Genomic DNA, 21151 nt, shown 5'->3' with positions numbered 1-21151 from the left:
CAAATTTGACTTTCCCACCGGGCCGTCACCCACCAGTTTTTTTAAAGACCCACCTGCTCATAGGTGGGTGCTTGACCAATTGCTTCTGTCTTCCATTCATGACGGCCTGACATAGACAACCGGATCAGGGCTCCCGAAGTACATGTGTAGGTTAAAAAAACAAGGGGTCACGTACCAAGTAGGTAATATTATAATCTCACAAAATTTTATATAAATCAATGATTGACTTTTAAAATTGCATTAATGCTTTAACTAGCAAACACGGGCTAAGCCCGTGCTGCTTGTTAATAAAGAATAGACTATGACTGTAAGCGAGATTCTGTTTAAGCAGTCATCTATCTAGGCGATCCTTACGGTTCACCTCCCCCATACGGGGGTGCCCCTACCCGCAGCTCAAAGGCTGCCTATTTGGGTTGCACGCTGGTGGAGTTTACCCTTGCACTCACCGGTTACCCGGTGACCTAGTTTCTGTGGCACTTTACAGCGACTCAAAACCCGGTGGGTTTCTTTAGCCGTCGTCAGGTCGCCCTGCCCCGGCTTGCACCGGGCACCGTACTACACCAAATGCCTTTTGGGTACCTGGTGTGCGTGTCTCGACTTTCCTCTACCGCACAGTTTATCACCGCGCAGCAGCGACTGCTCGTCATAGTCTATTTTTTAGATATTCACACGACGTAATTATAAACCAATTACCGCCTTGTACGCAAATGTAAAGTGAGCCATATTCACCAACTAATAATAACCGCGGTCGGACATTGACTAAAAGGCTATTTAAATGTTAAATTAAATTAAAGCAGTTCCATATTTAATCATGTGGAGAGGAGGGAATACCCATGATGGAAAACTGGGTAATATTTTACATTTTCATGTCCATCTTTACCTTTATCTCAATTTTCGCCGCAATATTTGCTAAACCTATTAAAAAGACGATGAAAGAGTTGGATTACTATTCAGACGGTAAAAAGACCGACCACCATATTTATATACCTTACAGTTAATCTTCCATCAACAATTAGTTAAGCAATACTTTTCAAGATTAAACTTAGAGTATGGATCATAAATCGCATAAACCGGCATCATACTAAGTGCAACAAAAGAAGCCCTGTGCCTTTGTACAGGGCTTCTTTACTACATATTACCGTGGATTTATTCAGCATAATTATAATATATTGCTAATATTAATTAACGATCAGTTTTATTGTTTATGGCAAAGCCAAGCTATAAATGATATACTAAAATTAATTATTTGTCGGAAAGGAGCGATGAAACGATGCATACACGAGGAAAGCCATACCTGGTATTGTTACTCATAGTATTTTTGCTAATTCTCAGCATGGGCTGTTCAAGTTCTTATCAAGATACAAATAACGAAGGCAAAAATGACATCCCCAACAAAAATATAGAAGAACATGATATAAACCTGCCCGTTTATTTTGTGGAATTCAGTTCAAACGATGCCTACCTTATTAGAGAGATACATACCATCCCCCATACCAAACAAGTTGCCAATGCCGCTATGCAAGTACTAATTAAAGATAAAAAGAGTATTTTGCCGCCCGGCACTAAAATTTTGGGAATTAATATCAATAATGGCCTTGCTACGGTTGATTTTTCCGAAGAAGTATTGAACGCTAACCTGGGTTCGTCCGGGGAAGCGCTGGGTATACAAAGCATAGTCAATACCTTAACTGGTTTACCTAATATTGAAAAGGTATCTTTTCAAGTAAATGGCCGAACGGATGGCCGGGCTCAAGACTGGTGGGGACATGTTGGTCTTTATAATCAGCCCTTTACCAAGGATTACTCCAAGGTATACAAGCCTGCTATCTGGGTAACCCACCCCTCGCCCCATCAGGTAGTTGGTGTGCCCCTGCTTGTTAAAGGCAGCGCCCTGGTATATGAAGGCACTGTTAACGCCAGACTACTGGATAGCAACGGCAAGATATTAGCAGAAACTTACACAACTACGTCAGGCGCACCAGTGCGAGGAGACTTCGCCATGAGTATAAAATTTGATCCACCCTCAAGTGGAGAAGGAGTGCTGGAGGTTTTTGACTACAGTCCAAAGGACGGTAGTCCCCAGGATATTGTCTCCATTCCAGTGCAGTGGCCATAATAATTAACAGGAGGTGCAGTAACCATGTCAAAAACCGGGAACGATTTTCCCACAGAAATGAGCACTTCGAAACTGGCTCAAAGAATTAAAAAAGACCTCACGTGGGTTATAGTAAGCCTAATTGTATCAATTCTTGCGGCAGCCGGAACGTATATGATGATCGTCAAATAAAATTCACTGCAAATTTTAGTTAAAATATGCGGGCACCATAAACTATGTTGCCCGCCATTTTTTAACGATAAACAAAGTACCAGAGCAATGTCGCTATAATCATTAATAATATTTTTGCCGGCACCGCACTTTTTTCCCCCACCAAACCCTTGTATCTAAGCCATTCCACCAGTCCGGTGGGAAGCACCGCCACGATAAATATTGCTTTGGCTATTGGCACCAGGGCAGGCATACCCAGTGTAAGCACCCATAATATGAATGCCCAAAGAACAATGGCCAGTGTAATGCGCACCGGCTGTTGAAATCTATTTCCTTTATTCGTCACGCGCCACCAACCCCTTTTGTATCATATACTTCCCTCTGCCGGTGAAAAATCCTTCAGTGAAAATAAAGGTTAAAAAAAACCCGCCTTACTAGGCGGGATTGCTGAGAGAGATTTAGGAGGCTGGTTACTGCTCAGTGCAGTAACTATATTATTACACTGGTATGTTTTTTTATACCACTATTACCTCATTCATTTTATCGCCAATATCCAGCTTGTCCACTACGTCCATGCCATCTGTGACATTCCCAAACACTGCATACTGACCGTCTAACCATTCTGCATCTGTCTTTAAAATATAAAACTGCGAACCGGCAGAATCTGGATGCGCTGACCTAGCCATAGCTACAGCACCCCGCACGTTTTTCACTTCGGGGTGTGTTTCCAGCTTAATTGTCCAACCCGGTCCACCAGTGCCATTGCCCTTAGGGTCACCACCCTGCACAACCCAGTGCTCCACCCTGTGGAATTTCAGCCCATTATAAAAACCATCGTTGGCTAATTTTAGAAAGTTTTCCACTGTAACAGGCATTTTATCCGGATACAACTCCATGGTAATATTTCCCTTATCAGTGCTAATAATTACTTGCTGCGCTGCCAAATTATCACTCCTCATCATTTTATCCAATATTTATTATACACCAATACTCCGGTTTTCATAGCTAAAACCGTCCACACTTGCTTTCCTGGGTGGCCTGGGCCCAAAATACTGATAGTAATCTACTTTGATATTGCCATTGTACAACTTCCTTTTTTTCGTGGCCGGCCGGCCGTACAGTTTTTCAAACTGCGGGTGGGCAGCGAGTATGTAAAAAGACCAGGTGTCCAGCCGGCTGAAGACCTGCCCCATTTCCCTGTACAGCCGTTCTACTTCCCGCAATTCGCCCAAACGCTCACCGTAGGGCGGGTTACAAATAATTTTGCCGTATTTTTTACTGGACCGGACTTGGGCAACCGGCAGGCACTGAAAATGAACCAGCTCATCCACTCCCGCCTCGCCGGCATTTTGGCGTGCTAGTTTTAAAACGTCATTGTCGATATCGGTGCCTATTATACTTAAAGAACGGTTGTAACAGGCCAAATCATGAGTTTCTTTCCTGGCCTGCCTCCAGAATTCTCTGGGTATAGTAGGCCAGTTTTCGGATACAAACTCACGGTTCATCCCAGGCGCAATATTTTGCCCAATCAGTGCCGCCTCAATGGGGATAGTCCCGGAACCGCAAAAAGGATCCATTAAAACAGTGTCCGGCTGCCAGTGCGACAATAATATTAAAGCCGCAGCCAGCGTTTCTTTAAGGGGTGCCTGGCTGGCCATGCCCCGGTAACCTCTTTTATGTAGTCCCGCGCCGCTCGTGTCTATCGTTAAAGTAGCAATATCCTTTAATAAAGCCACTTCAATTTTATACAACGGTCCTTGCTCGGGAAACCATTGCTGTTTGTACTTTTGTTTCATGCTTTCCACAACTGCCTTTTTAACAATAGCCTGGCAGTCGGAGACACTGAATAGTGTGGATTTAACAGATTTACCTTCTACAGGAAACTCAGCATTACCCGGAATTAATTCAGGCCACGGCAGCGCCTTAGTTTGCTCAAAAAGCTCATCAAAGGTGGCAGCCTTAAACTCGCCCACTTTCAAACGCACTCGATCCGCTGTACGTAACCATAAGTTTGCCCGGCAGATAGCACTTAAATCTGCGTTAAAGGTTACTTTACCGTTTTCTACCGTTACTTTTTCATAACCCAGAGCTTTGACTTCCTGTGCTACCAACGCCTCCAAACCAAACGTCGCCGTAGCAATTAAGTCAACGTTAGTCATTTGCAACCACCTTTACGATCGTATTTAGACAATAATTTAGTATTCCCGTTATTTCTAGATTACCCTGCTGGCTATAACCTTTAATTACTACTTACTCGTCTTAATCAGCAAACATTGAAACAAAAATTACTGCAGCTCAGGAAACAACATATTTCTAGCTATACTTATTGTATTATACTGGTAATGTACATACCACATATCACCCAAGGCAACCTTGCATAAATAACTTTTTTCGAGAAATATGTAAATCAGGAAGCTTTTAATGTCCATACGCAAACTCCCTATTTCAAGGCCATTACAGAAACGCGCGTTTAGCGACTAAATACCCCTATGTTAACTTCGCGGAAGATGGTTACTCGTTGCGTGGTTACGCCGAGGAGGTAGCCGGCGAATTAGGACAGGAGTTAAAGAAACGACTATCCGTGGCGGGAGTAAGAGTAATGGAGGCCAGGCTAACCCATCTGGCCTATGCCACTGAGATTACCAGCGCTATGTTCCAGCGCCAGCAAAACACAGCCATAGTAGCAGCACGTCAAAAGATCGTCGAGGGTGCTGTAGGCATGGCTCAAATGGCTATTGCCCAGCTATAGCAGGAAGATGTTGTTAAGCTTAATGAAGAGCGCAAAGTGGTCATGATTAACAACGAGCTGCGCAGCGTAAACGCCCATATTGAGTTCTTGCTCCGGTAAGCGACCCGACGGGCGGGGCGCTTACCCGGCAAGCTGCCGAAAGACCAGCTGAGGGACAACTAAAACTTTCTGTCGCCCCCGAAAATGCTGCCCAGGATGTCACCGCCAATACCGGCCACGCCACTCTGCTCGCCCCGCTGTTGGAAGCGTGACGCGGCAACAATCCGGTCAGCCAGGCGGGAGAAAGGCAGGCTTTGCAGGTAAACTTTACCGGGGCCGGTCAACTTGGCGATAAACATGCCTTCACCACCAAAAAGGGCATTTTTAAAGCCGCCAACAAACTGGATATCGTAATCAACCGAGGGTTCTATAGCCACTATACAACCGGTATCCACCCTCAGGTTTTCTCGGGGCATCAGCTCTTTTGTAATAATCGTGCCGCCGGCATGAACAAAGGACATACCCTGTCCGGTCAAGCGTTGAAGGATGAAACCTTCACCGCCAAATAGACCTGCTCCCAATCTTTTGGTAAAGGCGATTTCAATTTCTATACCCCTGGCCGCACACAGGAAAGAGTCTTTCTGACACAGCAACTCTCTGCCCAGGGAGGCCAGGTCCAGCGGGATAATTTTTCCCGGATAAGGAGCACCAAAAGTAACCCTGGCTTTATCCCGACCGTTATTTGCAAAGGTGGTAATAAAAAAACTTTCCCCTGTGATCATTCTTTTAAATCCTTTGAATAATCCACCGCCGGTGGAGGTTTGCATCTCAATTCCGTCTTCCATAAGCATCATAGCGCCGGCTTCGGCACGTACACCTTCACCGGGATCAAGCTCAATTTCCACCGCCTGCATATCGTCGCCAAAAATCCGGTAATCTATAACATCAGCCATACTATCGCCCCTTTTAATAATGTATTTAGTTTTAATTAATCAAGAATGGATTACCTGTCTCTTTCTAAATATTACGTTAATGAACTTCCATTTCCTTCTGCATGGTGCCAGGCATCCAACTTATTTACTTATCAGCAACACCCACAATTCTGTTAATTCCACATTAATTTGACATCATCAAATACCCATTTAGGGTTAGAGCAAACCATTCGTTATACATATGATCATGATTTTATATTAAAAGCCCTCCTTTGCGAATTAAATCACAATGGAGGGCTTTCTAACGCGTACCTGGTCAGTCAGGTTACCATAACCGTTACGGTTCCAGATAAAGTGATTTCGAATATTACTGCTCTAAAGTACTATGGTAGAGTAGCCAAAACTGTCCTGAGACTTGAAAAGTCTGTTTTATTAGTATAGCATACCAATGCATGAAAAATATATAGTACTTTGTATCAAAGTCATCATGACTTTCGATTTTTTTGTATTTGTATCGCCTGTACCTGCCATATAGTGTTTGCTTTACTCGCCAATAATTTTAACTAACACCCTTTTTCTCCTTTTACCATCAAATTCACCATAAAAAATCTGCTCCCAGGGACCGAGATCAAGTTTTCCTTCAGTGACAGCAACGACCACTTCTCTTCCCATAATAGTGCGCTTAAGATGGGCGTCCGCGTTGTCCTCAAAGCCATTGTGTTGATACCGCGAATATGGCTTTTCAGGAGCCAACCCTTCCAACCAAACTTCAAAGTCTTGATGAAGCCCGGTTTCATCGTCGTTAATAAAGACACTAGCGGTAATATGCATCGCGTTACATAGAAGCAGTCCCTCAGTAATACCACTTTGCGCCAAACATTGTTTCACTTGCGGGGTAATATTAATTAATTCGCGTCTCCGTGGAACTTCAAACCATAGTTCTTTTCTGTAACTTTTCATAATTACCTTCCTTTGTGATAATTTTAATCTTCATCATCTTTTTAACTATACTTAATATTTCCTTTGTTGCATAAAGACAGCCGCAAAAACTCAATGAGATTAACATTAATTAAGAAGGATCCGGAAAGTCCCAGAACCTTCTACTGGCTATTTTTTAACAACGGTATTGGTCACTGTTACACAGGAAATGAGTAGCTCATTTTCATCATACATTTCTATCCGCCATACATGTGATCTCTTACCCTGGTGCATGAGTATACCCTTGGCCAGGAGATAGCCTTCAATCTTTTTCGGTTTAAAATGATAGGCGACCACGGTTTGACCTACTGCTATTTTATCTTTTTCAATCATACAATTAGAAGCCATGGCTGCTACCGTCTCACCAAAAGCAATGGTGGCTCCGCCATGCAGCATACCAAAGGGTTGACTGTGAAAGGAAGTTAAATTCATTTTGGCCTCAAATTCCCCATTAACAGGATCCAGGCGAAAATATTCAATATTTAAGCTCTCAAGCAGATTCATGGTAGCCTCCAAACTAAGTTCTTCCGTCAATGATGGTATGATCGATGGTAAAATATTTTAAAGCAGCTTCATCAATTTCCACACCTAAACCTGGTCCTTTAGGCACTAGAATGAGGCCATGCTGAACTGTTATTTCTGGTTGAATGACATCTTTAGCAAAGTAGCGCCGGGAGGAAGATAAATCACCAGGGATATAATTATCTTTTAGGCTGGCCAAATGGACATGCAGTATTTTGGATATACCGCTTTCCATCATACTGCCGACCCAATAATGAATGTTATGCCGGCGGCATAAATCAATCATTTGTTTTGCGTAATACAGCCCTCCCACCCGGCCAACTTTAATATTAACCACCTGACAAGCCTTTAACGCAATGGCGGTATTTAAATCTTCTATGAATTGAATACTTTCATCCAGGCATAGTGGGGTTTTCATTTGTGCTTGAAGTTTTTGATAGGCTGAAAAGTCCCCGTAAGTCATTGGTTCTTCAAGACAAAGCAAACCCAACTCATCAATTTCCTTTAGATCTCGCATCTGTTCCAGCGTAAAACTGTTATTGGCATCAGCTAATAACATCAGGTCCGGGTACTTTGCCCGGATCTGCTTTAATTTGGCATAACCATCTTCCGGTTTGATTTTAATTTTAAAACGAACGTAACCTTCATTTACATATTCCTCAATTTGATTTAACAAGCTTTGGCTATCCAAATCCCCCAGAACGATACCCGCGTAAATCTTATCACTGGTTTCTTCATGAAACACCAGATCCATGATGGACTGTCGTTGACGCCTGGCAAACAAATCTAAAACCGCATTCTCCAGGCCGGCTGTTGCCATCGGGTGAGTTAAATCCATCCATTGATGAACTTCAAAGGGCTGTTTAATTTCTTGACGGAGCAGACGGGGAAGCAAGCGATTAATTAGTTTCCGCTTAGCAACCGACAGTGTTTCCTTAGTATAAAACGGTTCATTGAAGGCCACAACTTCCCCGTGTCCAGTATTACCCAAATCATCCATTAATTTAATTACGAGAGTCTCTCGTCGATTTAGGCTGGTTTGAGAGGTCTTAAAGGTAAACTTTAAAGGCATACTCAAATGAAATAGTTCAATGCTTTTAATCCACATATTGTTCAACCAAATTCTTTTTTAATATTTTGTTGGTGGCGCTTTTTGGTAGCTCAGCTAAATGAATTACTCTCTTGGGCAGTTTATATTTGGCTATTCTTTTGGCCAGATAGTTTATTATACTACGCTCATCCAACAAGGAAACAACAAATAGCACAGGTACCTGACCCCACTTCCCATCCTTCATCCCCACGACGGCACATTCTGATATAGCAGGGTGAGCGTATAAAACATTTTCGATTTCTTGGGGATAAATATTTTCGCCACCGGAGATGATGATATTTTTGCGCCGGTCCAGGACATACAAATAACCATCTTTGTCAACATAGCCAATATCCTGGGTATTAAAAAAACCAGCCACCGGTGCCTGCCCGAGATACCCGTCCATCAGCATGGGACTTTGAATTAAAATTTCACCGACACCAGCCTCATCAGGGTGAGCAATGCGGATTGTTACTCCCGGCAAGGGTAAACCTACAGAATCAAGCTTCAGCGGAGCATCTAAGACACAAAACGTAGTAGTTTGACTGGTTGTCTCTGTCATGCCATAGGTTTTATAAATAGGGAGTTTTTTGGTCAAGCAAGTTTCCACCAAAGGTTTAGGAATAAATTCACCACCTACCAACACAACCCGCAAATGATGCTCATTGATCCGTTCAACTATTCTATTTAACATAGTGGGCACTATCGATAGCATATTAACCGTCCCAGCTTCAATCAATTGCAGGATACGCTTCTCATCAAACTTTTCCATCAAGGTAACGCTTGTACCATTGTACAAGCTACGCAGCAGTATCGTTAAGCCACTTATATGATACATTGGCAGAACCAGCAGCCAGTTATCTTCTTCCGTCATGCCCAGACTTTTTTGAGAAGCCTGTACATGAGCATAAAACTGCTTCCACCTCAAAGGAACCGACTTAAATTCACCACTGGTGGCGCTGGTATCCATAATCACCGCGATTTGTTCCAGGTTAAAATCTCCAGCAAACTGAACGTTTTCCCTGTTATCACTTTGTAACACCTCATTAAATGAAATAAAAGAGTCATCTTGGGAAAAAACAACCCGGATACTTAAAGATTTTAACTTTTTTTCTATCTCCTCAGGTACTAAGTGGTCATTCAGCATTAGAACTTCAACTTGCATGGCTTGCAGAGCCAGAAAGAATAAAGCCATTTCCTCGGAGTTGTGAGAAAAAAGAGCCACCCTGCGCTGGTCTTTGACATAATGATACAATCTTCCGGCCAGATCAGTAACCTGTGCATCTATTTCTTTATAGGTCAGTTCATTAATGAACTTTTTATTTGGTTTTTGCAGCGCCTGCATTCTAAGCCAATTCACGGAAAGTCCACCTTACTCAAGGAAATTTAGGGAACTTTTGAAAATCAGGATTGCGTTTTTCCAGAAAAGCATTCCTGCCCTCTTTACCTTCATCGGTGGTGTAGAACAGCAGGGTAGCATCCCCGGCTAACTGTTGCAGACCGGATAAACCATCGGTATCGGCATTAAACGAGGCTTTCAGGAAACGCAAGGCTGTTGCGGAATGCTGCAGGATTTCTTTAGCCCATTTGACCGTTTCTTCTTCCAATTGTTCAAAGGGAACCACCGTGTTAACCAAGCCCATCTCCAACGCATCCTTAGCGGTATATTGGCGGCATAAGTACCAAATCTCCCGCGCTTTTTTATGCCCGATGATGCGAGCTAAATAGCCGGCGCCATAACCTGCATCAAATGAACCAACTTTTGGCCCGGTCTGACCAAATTTAGCATTTTCTGAAGCAATGGTTAAATCACACACCACATGTAATACATGCCCGCCCCCAATGGCAAAGCCATTGACCATAGCAATGACAGGTTTGGGGATAATGCGAATTAAATGCTGCAGATCTAAAACATTAAGTCGGGGGATTTGATCATCGCCCACATAACCACCATTCCCCCGCACCCTTTGATCTCCACCGGAACAAAAGGCTTCTTCATCCTGACCTCGGCCATGGTTGGCTCCCGTTAAAATAATCACCCCGATTTGATTATCTTCACGGGCTCGGGTAAAAGCATCAATCATTTCTATTACGGTTTTCGGCCGGAAAGCATTGCGGACTTCCGGCCGGTTAATCGTTATTTTTGCTATGCCGTCGTATGTCTCATAAAGAATATCTTCGTAATTAATGTTTGTATTTTCCCAAGGGAAGTTCATGGTTAACCCTCCATTTATTAATTTAATATAACAGCCAATTGTTAACTACTTCGTTAAACAAATGGGGTTTTTCAATATGGTTATTATGGCCGGCGTCCCGGATGGTTTCTCTCCTTATGCCGGGGTTTAATTGGGCAAACTCCGCACCTATATTCCGGTACTTATCATCGTACTCGCCATTGATATATAGTACCGGCACGGATAAATGCGTAATTTGCTCCTGCAAACAGGGGAAATTTCCCTGACCGTTGCCCAGCAGAGTATTAGCCAGCGCATGGGGTAAGTTCAGCAGGCGTCGCTCGCTGATTTTGTCGCGAATATTATGGGGCAAATTTTGCTGTGAAGTGAACAAATCCAGCCCGGACCAGTAGCCATTAAACCATTCAATTCCATTTACCAGGATTGCCTTGGCCAGCCAGACATCATGATTACGACGCCGGGCTCTATTTTGAGTATCGCACTCGCCGTACGATGAACTCTCCAATACAAGCCTGGTGATTTCCTGGGGATATGCCAGAGTATAGGCCAAGGCAAGCCGCCCCCCCATCGAGTAACCCATTAAGGCATATTTCTGATGGCCTAATAGCTGCATCAGTTTATGAAGCTGCCCAATGATCGCCGATACACGGTAGGGTGCAAGAGATTCAGGCTTATCACTGTGGCCATGCCCGATCAAATCCACCAGTACCATTTGGCAGTGCTCTAGATGAATGAAATCCCAGGTACTAAAATTTTCAGCAAAACCATGCAAACAAAGCATAGGTGGACCGGTTCCCCTGGTAACCACAGCATATCTAATGTTATCAATGGTTATGAACATGCATTATTACTCCCAAGCGGTTTTCTCTCGATAGCTAATTTATAGACAGGTATATAAATCATGCAAAGCTTTACTAAGCTCGGCATCGATATGAACATTCACCACCTTTACCCCCGGCATACCCAGCGCTGTCTGAAAATCCTGCTCGAAGACAGCATAATCCGAGGGTTCAAAATAAGTTACATTATATAAAGCTTGCAGCCCGGCGAAATTTATGCCGTGAGGGGTCATAAATAAGTAATCAAAATTTTTACACTGGCTTTGCGGTAGATACTTAAAAATTGCTCCCCCATTATTGTTCAGCACAACAATGACCAAATTCAGCTGGTGGGTCTTACCAACCAGCAGGCCATTTAAATCATGGTAAAAGGCTAAGTCGCCGGTTAATAATACCGTCGGCTGTTGACGTGTGGAAATACCTAAAGCAGTGGAAACCACCCCATCTATACCGTTAGCGCCACGGTTGCACAATAGCTTGATATTTTGCCGGCGCGCTTCCCAGAAGTAATCTATATCACGAATCGCCATGCTGTTGGCAATGACTAAACTACTACCCTCGGGCAACATATCCTGTAGCCTTTGTACAAGCTTCCCTTCAAAGAAAGCAGCTTCATGGTTAGCTAGCTTCAGTCGCCGGCGCATGATTTGTTGGTAATGCTGCCACCGGTTCAAGTATGCACTGTTGGCATTTTGAACACCAACAGACTCGGCAAAAACAGACGGTTGAGCAATAATAAACCTGTTTATTGTTAAGGAAGGGTTGCAGTACGCAAAAGTCTCGTTTACCTGAAAATATAAGACATCCTGGTGCCTTGTGATAAACTGCTGCAAACGCTTAGACACCGGAATTTGGCCAAAATGAATAATAAATTCCGGTTTTAGCGCCTCTTTTGCGGCGTTATTTTTAAGAAAGGCATCATAACTGTCAATAATCACATCGTTATCGTAATTGCGAAAATTTGAAATAGGGTCGGCTAAAACAGGCGCTTTTAAGCGTTCGGCCAACGCAAGTACTTCCTGGTGGTAGTTGGCGTAAGCATCACCGCCACAGATAATGATCCCTTTTCGATCTTGGAAAACAGTATCATCAAAGGCTATTCGGCTATCGTTCTTCAACCATTTAAATGGGTATTTTGAACGGCCCAGGCTAAAATCTAACTTGTCTAAATCAGGCATTAAAGGCTCACGCAGGGGGATATTGATGTGCGCTACACCGTATACTTCAGACACTGTGCTAACATAAGCTTTTTGTACCACTGCACGTACATACCGGTACATGCTTTCTGTTTCTTCAGGTAGGGCTAATTCTTCATAAAATTTAGTGTACCCATGGTAAATTTTAACTTGATCGATGGTTTGTGGAGCGCCAACTTGACGTAGTTCATGGGGGCGGTCTGCAGTTAAAATGATTAGAGGCACACTTGAATAATTAGCTTCTACAATAGCAGGAAAATAATGTACCACGGCGGACCCCGAGGTACAAACTAAAACAACCGGCCGTTCTTTTTCTTTCGCTATGCCTAGCGCGAAAAACCCGGCCGATCGCTCGTCAATATTAACAAATACCTCAAATTCATGTTCGCAAAATAAAACAGCTAACGGGGTTGAGCGGGACCCTGGACTAATTACAACCTCGCGCACACCTAGCTGGTATAACTCATCAATTAATGCGGCTATATAATTGGTCACGCATTTCACCCTCGATCATAAACTCTCCAAAATAGACTTCATCTTATTATTTGATTCCAAATATTCCTGGGCACACTCCGATTTTTCCACGATACCACAACCTGCATATGCGTAAACCATATTTTTATCTATGAGCGCCGAGCGTATGCCCACTACAAATATGCCGTCCCCGTGCTCATTAATCATTCCAATGGGCGCAGCATACAAGCCCCGTTCATGTGTTTCATAGCGGGAGATTATCTCTAAGGCCTCCCGCACTGGGTAACCACCCAAAGCAGGCGTCGGGTGTAATCTTTCTACCCAGTCCTGCAAAGAACTGTTGTCATCTGACTTAGCTTTGATACATGTCTTAAGGTGATGCAAATTTTTAAGCGTCAAGGTGGTCGTCTCCCCAACAATCACTTCGTCACTAAACCTCTTCATCACACTTGTAATGTAATCAAGCACCACTTGATGCTCATGGCGGTTTTTTGGATCGTTTAGCAGTAGATTTTTTTGTTTTTCATCTTGGCCTGGTTCGCTACGTAGAATTGTCCCGGCTAAAGCATGGCTGATAACCTGTTCTTTTTCTTTGCAAACCAGTACCTCCGGTGTAGCACCGATAAAGGTTTTGCCCTCTTTGTAATAAGCAAAGACAAAGCTGTTGGGGTTTTTCTCAAGAAGATTTTTCAAAACGCTTTCTACGGAAACGCTCGTATTACAGGCAATCTTCATTTCCCGGGAAATTACAACTTTTTTTACCTTCCCCAGCATTATTTCTTGTTGTACATTATTAAATAGCTCCTGCCAATCTCCGTAATCATCCGTCATCATTTCGTAAACGTGGCTACGGGACGTAGGTTCCTGCTCCTGGATATTGTCCCAACCCAGGAAACAATCTTTATAGCTATATAAAATCTGCTTTCCGTCCATGACAACTAAATAGTTGGCAAAAGCAATTGTTTCATTGCCTAGCCCGGCCCATTTTTGCTCCTTGACGGTTGGGAAGAAGGTTCTAGTAGAAAATACATAAGGAAATTGAAGGTAGCTTGCCCCTTCATGTAAGGCTTTTAAACGTCTTGCCCCGATAATAAGCTTCTGTTCCAAAGGATTATAGAAAAAAACACGTTCTTCATGCTTAAAACTTTGCCAAAATGAAAGTGCATCCTTCAAATGCAACTCTTTTTGTTGATATAACACATTTATCTCTCCATGCAATGAACCGCAGTTCAGATTATGTTTATGATTTTATCTTGCCTATAATGCCATGTCAAGTATTGGAATGAAGTTCATAACTTAAATAATGGAACTCCCCACTCAGTAGGTTTTCTATTGTCTATACCTGCTTGTACTAAAAATCTAGTATAAAAAATATTTAATAGAAACAGTTCAGTTCTTCAAATTTTATTTTGTTAATCAGGGAACAAATTACTGTATATAACAGTCTAATCAGTATAATCAGAAATTTCTGTTTATTAATTAGCTTTATAGTTTATACTGGCGCCCCAAATTCGCTGAGAAATGGTACTATCAGATATCCCAGGATATACCTCCGCTTATCTTGTATCGATTGACTGAAAATCCGGGGATGCTGAATAAATGCGTTAGCGAAGTCTAGACAATAACAATGACAGCAGACTTGCAACAAATTTACCGGGGAACATTCCTCACATTATGTCGTCTATTCTAGAAATATAATTTATATATTTTGACGGTGCTATACAAATGCTTAAAAGGAGCTGTTGGTATGTTAACTGCTATATTTATGGTACTATTCGGTACGTTTGGTATCCCACTGCTGATAAAAAGATTAAAGCTCAATAGGCTTGCCTATCTAATCTTTCGCCATTAAGTATACTTTAGACGTTATATTACCTACTCGAGAATCTCAACAAATCCACGGGTACCGTCTACTCGTATCTTTTGCCCGTCTTGAATAAGGAGGGTAGCATTTTCAACGCCCACCACTGCTGGCATGCCGTATTCTCGTGCCACCACCGCGCCATGGGTCATCAAACCGCCGACCTCTGTTACCAATCCGGACGCCAGGGTAAATAACGGAGTCCAGGCAGGATCGGTAAATGGCGCCACTAATATATCCCCTCGCTCCATTCTTGCTTCCTCCAACTTGAGGACAACCCGTGCTCTGCCCTCGGCGATTCCTGCCGACACCGGGCTCCCGGGCAAAGCACCCGGCGGAACATCGGCAACCGGCTTAGCAGTAATAATCTCTCCTTCACTGGTCATAGCCCGCGGAGGAGTAAGCTTGTTATCATGCCGGTATTTTTCTTGGCGCCTGGTAAGCAAACTGCGGTCTATCCGCTGCGTTGCTATCGTTTCCTTGATTTCCGGCAGCGTCAGCCAAAAAACTTCTTCGGGATACTCTAGAATGCCGGCTGCTACCAGTTTACCGGCCTCCTGCATTATTATCTGTTTAAACATATCCAAATGCTGTACAATAAAATATTTGGGGTGTTCCCTTATCCCGATCAATGAGCGGTGCACTTCGACCAGCCTCCGCATACATTTGACCTTGAAGAACCCCAGGGACTTCTGCCCCAGACGCCTCAGCAGCTTGTCTGCAGCTAGTTCGGCCTCCCTTTTACCGGCCAAAAATTCACGACGATGCTGTCCGGGCTTTACACAATAAACATGATTTAGTATGGCGGGAATTAACTGGGTCGGCACCTCACGCCAGCGCGGCCGGGTGATATCGATCTCCCCGGTCCCACGCATCCCGTAGAGCTCAAAGAACTTCAGGAAAACGGGCAGAACATCTTCTCCACCAGGCACAGCTTTCAAGTCAACCCAAAATTTTTCGTCAACGGCCTGGTTAAGATATTTAATTACCCCCGGGAAATTGCGCACTTCATCGGCCACATCTCCCAGCACCAAAGCCATCTTTGTGGTTACATTCCCAGGTGGCGATTTACTGATGCTGCCCAGTTGAACCGCGTCACCCAGCCACCTTTGGGACAAGTGCTCAATGAGCTTATAACTAACAATCGCAGGCCCCATATATTGGGCTACACGTAAAACAAAAGTCGGTATTAAAGTGGTTGATATTTCCTGGATCTGTGCGATAGCGTTTACGCCTGATACTGCCTGCAGCTTGCGCCTGTTTTCCGCCACTGTTTCTGCGATAAACCGGTTCAGTTCATCGATCACTTGATAATTGTCACGGTACAAGATAGTTTTCAGCATAGCTAAAACCGTAGGCAGGGCTTTTCTTATCAGGGCGGGATCCAGCTTTTGGCCAGGTCTCACCGTTGCCTGGAAATCTTCTCGCTCTGTGAATGTCTGCACCGCCCGACCGATCAATTCATCTACATTGACCAACAACCCGGGTAGCCGCTTGCTTAGCTGCGGGTACTCCAACAGCCGGGTGATATCGAGATATAATCTGCAACCGGCTTCTTGCAGCAAATCGCTTTCTGCCTCCGGCGCACTTTTGCCAATAGGAGCCAGCGTCCGGAGCACTGAAATCCCCAGCGGTTTCATGGCCTCAGTCATCATCTGCACATGGCCGAGGGACATAAAAAAGTGTAGTTTATCATCAGCCGTAACAGGAACAGGATATAAAGTAGTTATCGGCCGGCTCTGTACAATATATATTTCATTGTCAGCCAGGCACCACTCAATATCCTGGGGAGAACCAAAATGTGCTTCGATACTTTTACCCACACGAGCCAGCTTAATAGCTTGCTCGTCCGACAAAGCCGGAGCGGTCTGCTTCCCAGCTGGAAGCTCCACTCGGTTTGTTCCACCCTCAGGCCGGGCATAAACGGCGGTTTCCTTTCTGGCGATTTGCTTTTTAATTAATTTACCCGATTTTACCTGGTACAGATCTGCAGAGACGATACCTGACACCAGCGCTTCTCCCAGGCCGAATCCGGCATCAATGGCTACCGTATTTCTATTACCGGTAACCGGATCGGCGGTAAACATGATCCCGGACACTTCAGAAAAGACCATCCGCTGCACCACCACAGCCAGTAATACTTGCTCATGACGGAAGCTATTCTTTTGGCGATATATAATAGCCCGGTCGGTAAATAGAGATGCCCAGCACTTGCGTACACTGTCAAGAATATTCTTTTCGCCATCAATATTTAGAAAGGTGTCCTGCTGCCCGGCAAAAGAGGCACCCGGCAGGTCTTCCGCTGTAGCGCTAGAGCGAACGGCATAGGCATATTGACTACCGGTCTCCTGCCAGGCCGAGATAATTTCCTGCTCGATAGATTTGGGAATGTCCAGATTTATCAAGTGAGCCCGCATGCGCTCTCCCGCTGTCCTCAGTTCTTCAATTCCTTCAAAATCAATCATTGAAAGTGCTTCCAACAACCCGACAAACTCATTGCTGGAGTTAATGAAATCCCGGTAAGCATTTGTCGTGACACAAAAACCTGCCGGTACCGCAATTCCAGGTACACGGCATAATTCACCTAAATTTGCCCCCTTTCCTCCTACGCTGGGCAAACTTGATTTATCTATCTCCATGAAGCTATACACATAATCATTCCTCGACAACCAAATCAACCTCCTTAAGCCGAGGTTTGTACATTTTATATTGTGAAATATTTCCTAATCTGTGTCTGCTTCCTTGATATTGGTATTCATAGTTTAACCATAAGGCAACCTGATTGTAAGACGGAACAGTATATTTTTCTATGTATATTTGCCTTATTTAAAGAAAACATAGTAATACATAGGTTTAAAATTTTTAGAACAGAGGAGACAAATATGAGGATTTTAGAAAAATTGGAAAAAATTTCTGATATTGGCAATACAATAAATGAATTGCAACAAGAAATAAATGTCTCGGAAGTAACACACTTATGGAACCAGCTAGTATCAAGATATCAGATAATTGAAACCACAAATATTTTTAAAAACTTTGTTAAAAGCCCTGATTTAAATATAATTTTAGGTCAGGGTATAAAGATACTGGAACAAGAAATTGCCGATTTGGAGAAAATATTGATGACATATGGTATACCGTTACCTAAAAGACCGCCTGCGGGTTCCGACAGTCCATATAAATCAGAAGTAGTTACCGACGAATATATTTATACCAGGATACTTTCTGGGATTGCTTCCTTTATACACCTCGCTTCGTCAGCTTTTCTAGATTCTAGTTCACCTAAACTCAGAGAGCTATTTAAAACCAATTTAACAAAAGAGATAGATTTATATGATAAATTCTTTGCATACGGCCAGCTTAAAGGATTGATTATAGAGCCACCCGCTTATAGGCTTTAGCATCCTTATAGATCTTAGCTTTTAAGTATCTTCTATGTGCACTTTACTTCAACAGTTCTGATATGGGTTTAATCAGTACCTCAATGGCTTTGCTCAGATTGGGTAGTATTATACCCATCGCTTGCGGGATGCTCAGGGCCATACCGATGGACAGGTAAAGGGAAAAAGCAGCCAGTTCCCGCCACATTTTTTTTTTGATTAGACTGGGAATCTCAAACAAAATGATTCCGATAAATGCCAGGATTAATAAAAAAACCATGTTATCCCTATCCTCACTATTATTAAACTTCAGGCCGTTCTCCCGCACGAACGAATATTAATTTTCGCACGTACGGATTCCCCGTCCCATGCTTTGCAATACCTACCAAATCTAATCTCTTAACCATTCTGTCGAGGTGGTGGCGGGGATGGTTTCAGCCCTTGACCCTGCCGCTTCTGGTTCTGCCTGGCGATCAGCCGGGGACGGGATAACATGCTCCACAGGGGCGCACGGACAACCGTATCCGCCAGGTCAATGCCAGTGGTAGGGACAACCGGGGACAGGTAAGGCACCCCAAATGAGCGCAGGGTACACAGGTGGATCCCAATAACCGCCAGCCCGCTAATCAGCCCGAAAAGGCCGAGAAAGGCCGACAAAAACATAATGAAAAACCTCAATAAACGCAAAGAAATGCTCACGTTATAGGATATCACAAAGGACGCAATACCGGTGCCGGCAACAACAATAACTGTGGAAGCAGCTACCAAACCGGCCTGTACCGCAGCCTCCCCGATAACCAGAGCACCTACTATGCTTACGGCTTGCCCAATGGGACGAGGCAGACGAATTCCTGCTTCCCGCAAAATCTCAAAGGTCACCTCCATGAGCAGCACCTCAATTATGACCGGGTACGGAACCGCTTCATGCTGCGCGGCGATACTTAACAGTAGTGCTGTTGGAAACAGCTCATGGTGGAAGCTGACCACAGCTACATACAACCCGGGTAGCGTTAATGTAATCAACATAGCCAGAAACCTGAGCATCCTCACTGCCGAGGAGAATAAAAAGCGCTCGTAATAATCCTCACCGGCATGTAGGTACTCAACAAACAGGTTGGGCACAATCAGAACAAAGGGGGTCCCGTCCACCAGAATGGCTACCCGCCCTTCCAGGAGCATAGCCGCCACCCGATCCGGCCTTTCCGTGTGGTTGATAGTGGGGAAAACACTCCAGGGGTTATCCTCGATTAGTTCCTCAATATAACCGCTTTCCAGGATACCATCAATCTTGATTCGTTTCAGCCGGCTCTTTACTTCCGCCACCAGTTTTTCGTTGACAATGCCCTCAACATACATAATCACGACATCAGTGTCGGTTACCTCGCCCAACCGCAGTGCTTCAGTTTTTAAATTCGGACTTTTTATTTTACGCCGGAGCAGCGAGGTATTAACCCGCAGGGATTCCACGAACGCTTCCCGCGGCCCCCTCACCGTTGGTTCGGCTTCCGGTTCTACAATACTACGCTTCTCCCAACCCCTGGACCCGTTAATGATAGCAGTTGCATGCCCATCAACCAGCAAAACGGTATCACCTGATAAAATGGCGTGAATAATATCCTCCAATAACTCGCTTTCCTTGATCTGCTGAATGCATAAGCCTCGCTGCTTGATAAATTCCAGCGCCCTTGCTTTGGTAATCTGCTGGCCGGAAACTGCCATTGGTACTTCCAGGGCAAGGGCGCGCATGATTTGGTCGCTTACCTGTGTTTTGTCCGCCAGGCCGTCAGTATAAATCAAGGCCAACCTGAGCTGTTTATTTTGGGCTAAAAGGAACTCCCGGTAAACCACATCGCTGCAATTGCTTAAAATTGCTTTGATTTCCCTAAGGTTGGAATCCAGGTCCGTTTTTAATATTTTTTTGTTTAAGGAGCCGGTAGTATTACCAGTTTGCTCGGGTTGATTGACCGGGCGCTCTTCCTGGCGCTTGCTTTTACCTCGCCTTTGCAAACAAGACCTACGTGGCTTAATGAATTTAATCATTATCCCATCCTTGATTAAAAGATTTATTCTATTATTTGCCTCTATAGTTATTCTTATGCAACAAGGATTGTTATGCCAGGGCAGGTTTGGTTCTTGCGGAATTTCGCTAATCTCGCCCATTTTCGTTCCCTCTGCGCGCACTTTTTAGTACTTTGATCCTTAACGCCTGCCATAAATGTGGCAAGCATAGTTTCCTAAAGCACGACAAAACCCACGCTCATTGGCGTGGGTTAACGTTATGAGGCTTTATTGCTCCACAGACCGGACACCCCTGCAAACCAAGGGGCATTTCCAGCCCGCATTTTTTCATCAATGCTTCGGACTCTTGACGTGCTGCCGGCTGCGCAATTTTTTTACTGAATAGGCTGCGACCCCTGCCGTTACCGCCCACATGGTTCCACCAACCAATGGTAAAATAAGGCATCAGCCATATGCATATGTTATACTCGAGTTTGACAGTTTTCCATCATTTTTCGAATCTAACCTCCAACAAACCCAGTAGAATCAAGGGTCAATATTAGAGAAATTCAAAAAGCGTAGTGCCACGTTTTCCATATAATAACTTTTAATATATGGATTGCCATGCTATAATTAAGGTGCCATGTATGCTAGAACAAAAACATTTAAAAATAAAGACGGTTCAACAAGAA

General features: G+C 43.9%; 20 protein-coding genes, 2 other RNA genes and 1 pseudogene. 5 read left to right on the top strand and 18 right to left on the bottom strand.

The genetic code is table 11. The annotated features are described in order from the left end of the window. Positions 1-7: 7 nt before the first annotated feature. Positions 8-188: non-coding RNA, 6S RNA (gene ssrS / locus SPSYN_RS13020), on the bottom strand. A gap of 115 nt (positions 189-303) precedes the next feature. Then, positions 304-648, bottom strand: an RNA gene (rnpB, locus tag SPSYN_RS13015) — RNase P RNA component class B. A gap of 185 nt (positions 649-833) precedes the next feature. Here rnpB and SPSYN_RS13010 point away from each other — a divergent pair. The 3 genes from SPSYN_RS13010 (at position 834) to SPSYN_RS13000 (ending at position 2287) form a co-directional block, all read left to right on the top strand. Next, positions 834-998 (top strand): hypothetical protein, encoded by a 165-nt coding sequence (locus tag SPSYN_RS13010; protein ID WP_161822925.1) that lies wholly within the window; start codon positions 834-836, stop codon positions 996-998. A gap of 272 nt (positions 999-1270) precedes the next feature. After that, on the top strand, positions 1271-2116 hold the full coding sequence (locus tag SPSYN_RS13005; protein WP_161822924.1) for a Gmad2 immunoglobulin-like domain-containing protein: 846 nt from the start codon (positions 1271-1273) through the stop codon (positions 2114-2116). A gap of 24 nt (positions 2117-2140) precedes the next feature. Then, positions 2141-2287, top strand: coding sequence for a hypothetical protein (locus SPSYN_RS13000; RefSeq protein WP_161822923.1), 147 nt, complete (start codon positions 2141-2143; stop codon positions 2285-2287). Positions 2288-2348: 61 nt separating this feature from the next. On the opposite strand, the gene SPSYN_RS12995 is transcribed toward SPSYN_RS13000, so the two are convergent. The 3 genes from SPSYN_RS12995 to SPSYN_RS12985 form a co-directional block, all read right to left on the bottom strand. Beyond that, entirely contained in the window at positions 2349-2612 is a 264-nt protein-coding gene (locus SPSYN_RS12995; protein WP_161822922.1) for a hypothetical protein, read from the bottom strand. 169 nt (positions 2613-2781) lie between these two features. Further along, a complete protein-coding gene (locus tag SPSYN_RS12990; RefSeq protein WP_161822921.1) occupies positions 2782-3210 on the bottom strand; it encodes a peptidylprolyl isomerase in 429 nt (142 codons plus the stop codon). A gap of 33 nt (positions 3211-3243) precedes the next feature. Then, complete coding sequence (locus SPSYN_RS12985) at positions 3244-4425, bottom strand: THUMP domain-containing class I SAM-dependent RNA methyltransferase (protein WP_161822920.1); 1182 nt, start codon at positions 4423-4425, stop codon at positions 3244-3246. A 311-nt stretch (positions 4426-4736) separates the two neighbouring features. On the opposite strand from SPSYN_RS12985, the pseudogene SPSYN_RS16065 reads away from it, so the two are divergent. Further along, positions 4737-5114: pseudogene (locus tag SPSYN_RS16065) on the top strand (SPFH domain-containing protein); the annotation flags it as partial. A gap of 59 nt (positions 5115-5173) precedes the next feature. Here SPSYN_RS16065 and SPSYN_RS12975 read toward each other — a convergent pair. From SPSYN_RS12975 to SPSYN_RS12930, 10 genes are all read right to left on the bottom strand, one after another. Next, the gene (locus tag SPSYN_RS12975) at positions 5174-5947 is read right to left on the bottom strand and encodes a TIGR00266 family protein (RefSeq protein ID WP_161822919.1); all 774 of its coding nucleotides are present in this window, start codon (positions 5945-5947) and stop codon (positions 5174-5176) included. A gap of 522 nt (positions 5948-6469) precedes the next feature. Then, entirely contained in the window at positions 6470-6886 is a 417-nt protein-coding gene (locus SPSYN_RS12970; protein ID WP_161822918.1) for a secondary thiamine-phosphate synthase enzyme YjbQ, read from the bottom strand. A 147-nt stretch (positions 6887-7033) separates the two neighbouring features. Continuing rightward, the gene (locus tag SPSYN_RS12965) at positions 7034-7408 is read right to left on the bottom strand and encodes a PaaI family thioesterase (RefSeq protein WP_161822917.1); all 375 of its coding nucleotides are present in this window, start codon (positions 7406-7408) and stop codon (positions 7034-7036) included. Between the two features lie 13 nt (positions 7409-7421). Then, positions 7422-8534, bottom strand: a complete 1113-nt coding sequence (menC, locus tag SPSYN_RS12960; RefSeq protein ID WP_161822916.1) for an o-succinylbenzoate synthase — start codon at positions 8532-8534, stop codon at positions 7422-7424. Next, entirely contained in the window at positions 8524-9876 is a 1353-nt protein-coding gene (gene menE / locus SPSYN_RS12955; protein WP_243153054.1) for an o-succinylbenzoate--CoA ligase, read from the bottom strand. Before menE ends, menC begins: the two co-directional genes overlap by 11 nt. Before the next feature lie 16 nt (positions 9877-9892). Beyond that, positions 9893-10732 (bottom strand): 1,4-dihydroxy-2-naphthoyl-CoA synthase, encoded by an 840-nt coding sequence (gene menB, locus SPSYN_RS12950; RefSeq protein ID WP_161822915.1) that lies wholly within the window; start codon positions 10730-10732, stop codon positions 9893-9895. A 22-nt stretch (positions 10733-10754) separates the two neighbouring features. Then, positions 10755-11552, bottom strand: coding sequence for a 2-succinyl-6-hydroxy-2,4-cyclohexadiene-1-carboxylate synthase (menH, locus tag SPSYN_RS12945; RefSeq protein WP_161822914.1), 798 nt, complete (start codon positions 11550-11552; stop codon positions 10755-10757). Positions 11553-11591: 39 nt separating this feature from the next. After that, positions 11592-13241, bottom strand: coding sequence for a 2-succinyl-5-enolpyruvyl-6-hydroxy-3-cyclohexene-1-carboxylic-acid synthase (menD, locus tag SPSYN_RS12940; protein WP_161822913.1), 1650 nt, complete (start codon positions 13239-13241; stop codon positions 11592-11594). A 15-nt stretch (positions 13242-13256) separates the two neighbouring features. Next, a complete protein-coding gene (locus SPSYN_RS12935; RefSeq protein ID WP_161822912.1) occupies positions 13257-14420 on the bottom strand; it encodes an isochorismate synthase in 1164 nt (387 codons plus the stop codon). Between the two features lie 675 nt (positions 14421-15095). Then, complete coding sequence (locus tag SPSYN_RS12930; protein WP_243153053.1) at positions 15096-17750, bottom strand: phosphoenolpyruvate synthase; 2655 nt, start codon at positions 17748-17750, stop codon at positions 15096-15098. A gap of 213 nt (positions 17751-17963) precedes the next feature. Here SPSYN_RS12930 and SPSYN_RS12925 point away from each other — a divergent pair, with 213 nt between their 5' ends. After that, positions 17964-18482: a DUF3231 family protein gene (locus tag SPSYN_RS12925; RefSeq protein WP_161822911.1), complete on the top strand. Its 519-nt coding sequence runs from the start codon at positions 17964-17966 to the stop codon at positions 18480-18482. Between the two features lie 43 nt (positions 18483-18525). On the opposite strand, the gene SPSYN_RS12920 is transcribed toward SPSYN_RS12925, so the two are convergent. The 3 genes from SPSYN_RS12920 to SPSYN_RS15790 all read right to left on the bottom strand — a co-directional run bounded on the left by SPSYN_RS12920 (position 18526) and on the right by SPSYN_RS15790 (position 20892). Beyond that, positions 18526-18741, bottom strand: coding sequence for a hypothetical protein (locus tag SPSYN_RS12920; RefSeq protein WP_161822910.1), 216 nt, complete (start codon positions 18739-18741; stop codon positions 18526-18528). Positions 18742-18860: 119 nt separating this feature from the next. Then, entirely contained in the window at positions 18861-20621 is a 1761-nt protein-coding gene (locus tag SPSYN_RS12915; protein ID WP_243153052.1) for a spore germination protein, read from the bottom strand. Between the two features lie 97 nt (positions 20622-20718). Then, positions 20719-20892, bottom strand: a complete 174-nt coding sequence (locus SPSYN_RS15790; RefSeq protein ID WP_202623833.1) for a hypothetical protein — start codon at positions 20890-20892, stop codon at positions 20719-20721. Positions 20893-21151: the final 259 nt, after the last annotated feature.

It is taken from the genome of Sporotomaculum syntrophicum (genome assembly GCF_009932395.1).
GTDB lineage: Bacteria > Bacillota > Desulfotomaculia > Desulfotomaculales > Desulfallaceae > Sporotomaculum > Sporotomaculum syntrophicum.
Note: the sequence above shows the minus strand (reverse complement) of the source record. Positions and strands in the feature narration are given on the sequence as shown.